Source organism: Mycobacterium sp. (assembly GCF_035653355.1).
GTDB lineage: Bacteria > Actinomycetota > Actinomycetes > Mycobacteriales > Mycobacteriaceae > Mycobacterium.
In genome coordinates, this window is the sequence record NZ_DASRBZ010000618.1 from 1 (window position 1) to 5,315 (window position 5,315).

8 protein-coding genes are annotated in these 5,315 nt (G+C 66.9%); 2 read left to right on the forward strand and 6 right to left on the reverse strand.

Features of this window, described 5'->3' with window-relative positions; genetic code table 11:
- Nucleotides 1-384: dihydrofolate reductase family protein (locus VFA16_RS21350; protein WP_324969748.1), on the reverse strand; the 384-nt coding region annotated here is incomplete at its 3' end.
- On the opposite strand from VFA16_RS21350, the gene zapE reads away from it, so the two are divergent.
- Nucleotides 383-1,462: a cell division protein ZapE gene (zapE, locus tag VFA16_RS21355; protein ID WP_324969749.1), complete on the forward strand. Its 1,080-nt coding sequence runs from the start codon at nt 383-385 to the stop codon at nt 1,460-1,462. The two genes, VFA16_RS21350 and zapE, sit on opposite strands and share 2 nt — an antisense overlap.
- On the opposite strand, the gene VFA16_RS21360 is transcribed toward zapE, so the two are convergent.
- The 5 genes from VFA16_RS21360 to VFA16_RS21380 form a co-directional block, all read right to left on the reverse strand.
- Entirely contained in the window at nt 1,356-1,982 is a 627-nt protein-coding gene (locus VFA16_RS21360; RefSeq protein ID WP_324969750.1) for an N-acetyltransferase, read from the reverse strand. The genes zapE and VFA16_RS21360 overlap by 107 nt on opposite strands.
- Nucleotides 1,970-2,476, reverse strand: coding sequence for a hypothetical protein (locus tag VFA16_RS21365; protein WP_324969751.1), 507 nt, complete (start codon nt 2,474-2,476; stop codon nt 1,970-1,972). The genes VFA16_RS21360 and VFA16_RS21365 overlap by 13 nt, the downstream gene beginning before the upstream one ends.
- Nucleotides 2,477-2,554: 78 nt before the next feature.
- The gene (locus VFA16_RS21370; RefSeq protein ID WP_324969752.1) at nt 2,555-3,148 is read right to left on the reverse strand and encodes a methylated-DNA--[protein]-cysteine S-methyltransferase; all 594 of its coding nucleotides are present in this window, start codon (nt 3,146-3,148) and stop codon (nt 2,555-2,557) included.
- Nucleotides 3,145-3,621: a sigma-70 family RNA polymerase sigma factor gene (locus VFA16_RS21375; RefSeq protein ID WP_324969753.1), complete on the reverse strand. Its 477-nt coding sequence runs from the start codon at nt 3,619-3,621 to the stop codon at nt 3,145-3,147. Before VFA16_RS21375 ends, VFA16_RS21370 begins: the two co-directional genes overlap by 4 nt.
- Nucleotides 3,622-3,670: 49 nt before the next feature.
- Nucleotides 3,671-4,414 (reverse strand): Clp protease N-terminal domain-containing protein, encoded by a 744-nt coding sequence (locus VFA16_RS21380; protein WP_324969754.1) that lies wholly within the window; start codon nt 4,412-4,414, stop codon nt 3,671-3,673.
- Nucleotides 4,415-4,882: 468 nt separating this feature from the next.
- Between VFA16_RS21380 and VFA16_RS21385 the strand changes: the two genes are divergently transcribed.
- Entirely contained in the window at nt 4,883-5,212 is a 330-nt protein-coding gene (locus VFA16_RS21385) for a DUF732 domain-containing protein (protein ID WP_324969755.1), read from the forward strand.
- Nucleotides 5,213-5,315: the final 103 nt, after the last annotated feature.

The following is a 5,315-nucleotide window of genomic DNA, read 5'->3' on the forward strand; positions in this document are numbered from 1 at the left end:
CAAGCGGCCCGAGCGAGTGACGATCGCTAACTGCGGGACTTCGCTTTGCCCGCGGCCCTGGCGCTCCTGGCGCTGTGCCACGGTCAGCCGTGCGCCGCTGTAACCCTCGATCCGCACGGTTCCCGCGCCCACGACGATGACGTCGGCCAGTGCGCGCAGTAGGTTGAACAGCGCCCGGTCGCCGGGCCCGCCGAGCCCGCCGGTGGTGCCCTCAAGCGTCGCCGCCCCGTCGATGCTCGCGATGAAATTCGCCCGCACCCAGATACCACGGTGTTCGCTGGGGTAGCCGTAGAGCTCCGGCAGTTCCCCGTCCTCGACCTCGCGAACCGACCCCAACAGTGTCAGGTGCACGCCGGGGCCTTGGCCGGCTACCAGGTCGGACATGAGCTTGATTGCAGCACGTCGCTACAGTGCCTGCATGCACGGCCCCGTCGGTCGGCTGGTGGATCGGAATCCGAGTGTCTGCCCGCAGCGGCTGATCGCCCAGCTGAAGCCCCCGCCCACGTTCGCCGACGTCAGCTTCGCGACCTACCGACCGGACCCCGGCGAGCCGACGCAGGCGGCGGCGGTGGAGGCGTGCCTGATTTTTTGCCGGCAGGCCGTCGAGCGCCGGGGAGGCCGGCGCACGGTGCTGGGCAAACGGGTGACGCTGCCCGGAGTCGGACTGTATCTGGACGGCGGATTCGGGGTGGGCAAGACCCATTTGCTGGCCTCCGTCTATCACCACCTGACCGCGACCGTGGCACGTCGCGCCGCGTACGCGACGTTCATGGAGCTGACCCATCTGGCCGGTGTGTTCGGTTTCGCCGAGTGCGTGGAGTTGCTCGCCGACTACACGGTGGTGTGCATCGACGAGTTCGAGCTCGACGATCCCGGCAACACCACGCTAATTGCGCGGCTGCTCTCCCAGCTGGTGCAGCGCGGAGTGTCGGTGGCGGCGACATCGAACACGTTGCCCGAGCAGCTCGGGGAGGGTCGCTTCGCCGCCCAGGACTTTCTGCGCGAAATCCACACGCTGGCAGCAATTTTCACCGTCGTCCGCATCGATGGACCCGACTACCGTCACCGGGATCTGCCGCCGGCGCCCGAGCCGCTCTCCGACGAGCAGGTCGCCGCGTGTGCTGCGCGGGTCGACGGCGCGACCCTCGATGACTTCGACGCGTTATGTGCGCACTTGGCCACCATGCACCCGACGCGTTACCTGACGCTGATCGAAGACGTGGCCGCGGTGTTCCTCACCGGCGTGCACGGAATCGACGACCAGAACGTCGCGCTGCGGCTGGTGGCGCTGACCGACCGGCTCTACGACGCCGGCATCCCGGTGCAGGCCTCGGGCGCCCGACTGGATCGCATATTCAGTCAGGACATACTGGCCGGCGGCTTCCGGAAAAAGTATTTGCGGGCCACGTCCCGGCTGCTGGCGCTGAGCGCCGCTGCCCGCGCGGGAACTGGCGAACCATGACGTAGTCCTTCTCGCGTCGCGCACCTAACTGGAACGTTCTCGTACCAGCGAAGCAAAAGTCATGTTTAGAGTAAAAGCGTTGCGCGCGTAGGTTGTTCTGATTCACACCCAGCCACACGCAGCTGGCACCGGATTCGGCGGCAGCGTTTAAGGCGGCGCCCATCAGCGCCGTGGCCACTCCCGTGCCGTGATTGTCGGGAGACACATAGATTTTGGAGAGCTCGACTGCGGGGCGGATGTTGACAGCCCGCGCGACGTCGGGATCGTCACCGACCCCACTCACCAGCATGGCGTAACCCACGACCCGATTGGCCTGCGTCGCAGTGAGAATCAGTCGTTGTGGATCAGCGAGATACTCGCCGAAGCGCGCCACAGATAAGTGGGCGTCGACGAACGACGCGATGTTTTCGGCCGTCACCGACTGCGGGCAGGCCAGCGGAAAAGTGCGTGCGGCGAGCGCGGCCAGCTCGTTGATGTCGACCGAATCCGCGGCGGCGACGCGAACCTCTACAGGTTCCACTGCGCCAGGTGCACACCCGTCTTGCGGTCCAGCAACACGACATTGGATACCGGATCGCGGTAGGCGTCCCAATACACGCCGCCGTGCACGGTTGCACCTGGGGGCGCGTTCAGCAGCGCGCTGTCCAGGGCGTCGGGAGCATCGGATGCCCGCGAGGTGTAGGCGTCGGCGAACGGGGTGACGCCGTCGAAGGTGAAGTCGGACGCCATTTGGAAAGGGGTGGGCGACTTGATGGTATGGATGGTGACGTCAGCGCGATTGACCTGGCTGTTGGGAAAGCTCTTGATCGGAACGCCGCTGCGGGTGTAACCGAACCCCGGCGGTGGGTCGACCGGCTCGACGCGGCTGACGGTGACGTCGGCGACGATCTTGCCCGTGTCGACCCGCAGGGTGTCACCGAGTCGGCCGATGGGGGCGTCGCCGGCCGAGGCGCGCGGAGCGGCGACGACCGCCGCGGCGACGAACGTGACCAAGACAAGCAGCCAGCGGCGCATTTTCCCTCCTCAGCGACGTTGGAATGATCGCATACCGGCATCCCGCGTACGCCCGGGTTGCATCACATCACCGTACGGTCAGCCGGCTTCCAGGCGCAGCAGCGCGGACTTGGCCTGTTCTCCGCCGGCGTACTGGCCGGTCGAGCCGTCGGATCGCACGACGCGGTGGCATCCGATCACGATCGGCAGCGGGTTGTGTGCGCACGCGGTGCCGACAGCGCGGACGGCGCGGGGGCTCCCCACAGCGGCGGCCACGCTGGCGTAGCTTTGCCGCTGCCCGTAGTCGATGCGACGCAGTTGTTCGATGACGGCACGGCGGAAGCCGCTGGCTAGCCGCAGATCCAGCGGGAGCTCAAAGTGCTTGCGGCGCTTGGCAAAATAGTCGTCGATCTGGCGGGCGGCGGCGTCCAGCCGAGCCGGTGCCCGCAGGATCCGTGGGCTCACCGTGCGGGCCAACGCGTCCAGCACCTGGGCGTGGCCCTGCACGTCGTAGGCCACCCGCACCAGACCGTTATCCGTGGCCGCCAACAGCAGCACGCCCACCGGGGTGTCGATGGTGCGGTAGGCCACGTCGAGCAGCCCGCGCTCCGCGGCGCTGCGTTCGAGTCGGGTGTGCAGCCGGGCCAACGTGGCGGTCTCATCGGCGGTGTGGCCGAAAACATTGGAGCTCATGCGGTTTCATCCTTTTGGTATGTCTTGCGGAGCGTCTTGATGCCGTCGGCGGCGGCGCGCCGGGCGGCGCCGGGGGAGTTGCCGAGCAGCTCGGCGATCTCCGCGAACGGCAACCCGGCGATGTGGTGGTAGGCCACGGCCAGGCGTTGTTTGTCGGGAAGCCGGCCCAGTGCGGTCCAAAGGCCATGGTCGCGGCCGGCGGGATCACTGTGGGTGGCGGGCCCGTCGCCGATGTCGTCGGTCGGGATAGGCCGCCGGGAGCGGGCGCGGCCGGCGTCGACGGCGCGGCGGTGAGCGATCGTCACCAACCACGCCTCCACATTGGTGCCAGGAGCTAGCCGCGGGTAGGCGCGCAACGCCGACAGAAACGTTTCCGACCAGGCGTCTTCCGCGTCGTCGGGGCCGACCACGGCGCGGCATACCCGCAGCACGGTCGCGCCGTGTTGGGCGACCACATCCTCGAACGGTCTCATTGCTCCCACATTGTGTAGACGCCGCGGGCCGTCGGGATGTGAGATGCGTTCAGTCGGCCGCGTCGCTGCGTGTGCCGGCCACGATCGATTCCAGCACTGAAGTCAAATCGGCCTCGGCGCGTTCCTTGTCGACACCGGCCCGGTGCAGCGGCCCGTCCCCGTCTTCGAGTTCCAGCAGCGCAAGCAGGAGGTGTTCGGTGCCGATGTAGTTGTGCCCGAGTCGGAGTGCTTCGCGGAACGTCAATTCGAGCGCCTTGCGGGCCGGACCGCTGAACGGGATCAGCTGCGGCGGGTCGTCACAGGCTGGCGGCAGCGTCACCGCCGCACGAACGGCGTCGGGGTCCACCCGCTGCTCTTTCAGCAACTTGGTCGCCAGCGCATCGGGATCACTGAGCAGGCCGATTATCAGGTGATCGGGGGTAATCTCGCGGTTCCGGGCCTCGTGTGCGGCGTTCTGGGCGGCGACCACCGCGTTGCGCGCCCGGGGGGTAAACCGCCCGAAGCCCTGGTCGGGGTCGAAGGCGGCCATGTCGGCCCTGGGGACGAACCGCTTTTGGGCGGCCTGTTTGCTGACACCCATGCTTTTGCCGATGTCGGTCCAGGAAGCGCCGGAGCGGCGTGCCTGGTCGACGAAGTGCCCGATCAGGTGGTCGGCCACCTCGCCGAGATGCTCGGCGGCCAAGACGGCGTCGCTCAGCTGATCCAGCACGTCGGCACGGGCTTGTTTGATGGCATTGATCAGGTCGTCTAGCCGAATCGGATGGGTGACGGACGTAGGGCTGGGGTCAGGCATGACGTCAACCCTAGGTTGACGCGCGCCGTTTTGTCAACCGTTGGTTGACGCGTCCAGTACGGCAGTGCGGACGGCACCGCTTAGGGAACGGTTGCGTATATCGAGCCAGGACATACGGTGCAATCTTACAGCGAAGCCAATTTCGTTGGCATATAAGCGTTCTTAGACGCACCCGGAATTTGGCCGGTCTTCATCGCCGGCGAGGCGGCTCTGCCCGGCCACCGCGTGGGGACGTGTGGCAAAGCTCCGGGCGGCCAACGGCGGTCTCGGCCTGACTGTTGCGCCGCCTTAGCTCTGACGACGATGTGGTGTGGATATTGAGAAAGCGTGTGCTGCAGGCTGATTGCCGATTCCATGCACCCGGCTGACACGGGCTTTCTCGATATGTTTTGCCGTGCTGGTTTGTGTTGTAGACGGCTAATCGGTTGCCGAGCGACAAGACCGCCGCTGTGGGAGAATGAGCGGCCGATGAGACTTTTGTTTGCGCTGATCAGTGCTGCGGTTGCGATCGGCTTGGCCGGGTTTGCACATGCCGACCCATCCGGCGACGACGCGGGCTTCCTCGACGGTCTCAACAAGGCAGGTATCACCTACCAGGACCGCGACCGCGCCGTCGCGGCCGGCAAAGGGGTGTGCCAGATGCTCGATGACGGCAAGAACGGCATGGAGATCGTCAAGCAGCTAAGGGATGCCAACCCGGGCTTCACCGCGCACGACGCGGCTAACTTCACGATGCTGGCGGCCGCCGCCTACTGCCCGACGCAGCTTGGCGGTGGCGGTGGCAGCAGCAAGGGGTAACCGCGCGGGGAGCTGGCGGCCACCGGTAGCCGCCAGCTCTGCAGCGTGAGCTCGGGGCCCGAAGCGTCACCGGCACGGCGAATGCCACCGCAGCCAGCGGGTG

Bases quoted from the DNA above. Each gene is read 5' to 3' on its own strand.
- zapE (WP_324969749.1), top strand. From the start codon at position 383: ATGAGCTTGATTGCAGCACGTCGCTACAGTGCCTGCATGCACGGCCCC.
- VFA16_RS21365 (WP_324969751.1), bottom strand. From the start codon at position 2,476: ATGCGCCGCTGGCTGCTTGTCTTGGTCACGTTCGTCGCCGCGGCGGTC.
- VFA16_RS21370 (WP_324969752.1), bottom strand. From the start codon at position 3,148: ATGAGCTCCAATGTTTTCGGCCACACCGCCGATGAGACCGCCACGTTG.
- VFA16_RS21375 (WP_324969753.1), bottom strand. From the start codon at position 3,621: ATGAGACCGTTCGAGGATGTGGTCGCCCAACACGGCGCGACCGTGCTG.
- VFA16_RS21380 (WP_324969754.1), bottom strand. From the start codon at position 4,414: ATGCCTGACCCCAGCCCTACGTCCGTCACCCATCCGATTCGGCTAGAC.
- VFA16_RS21385 (WP_324969755.1), top strand. From the start codon at position 4,883: ATGAGACTTTTGTTTGCGCTGATCAGTGCTGCGGTTGCGATCGGCTTG.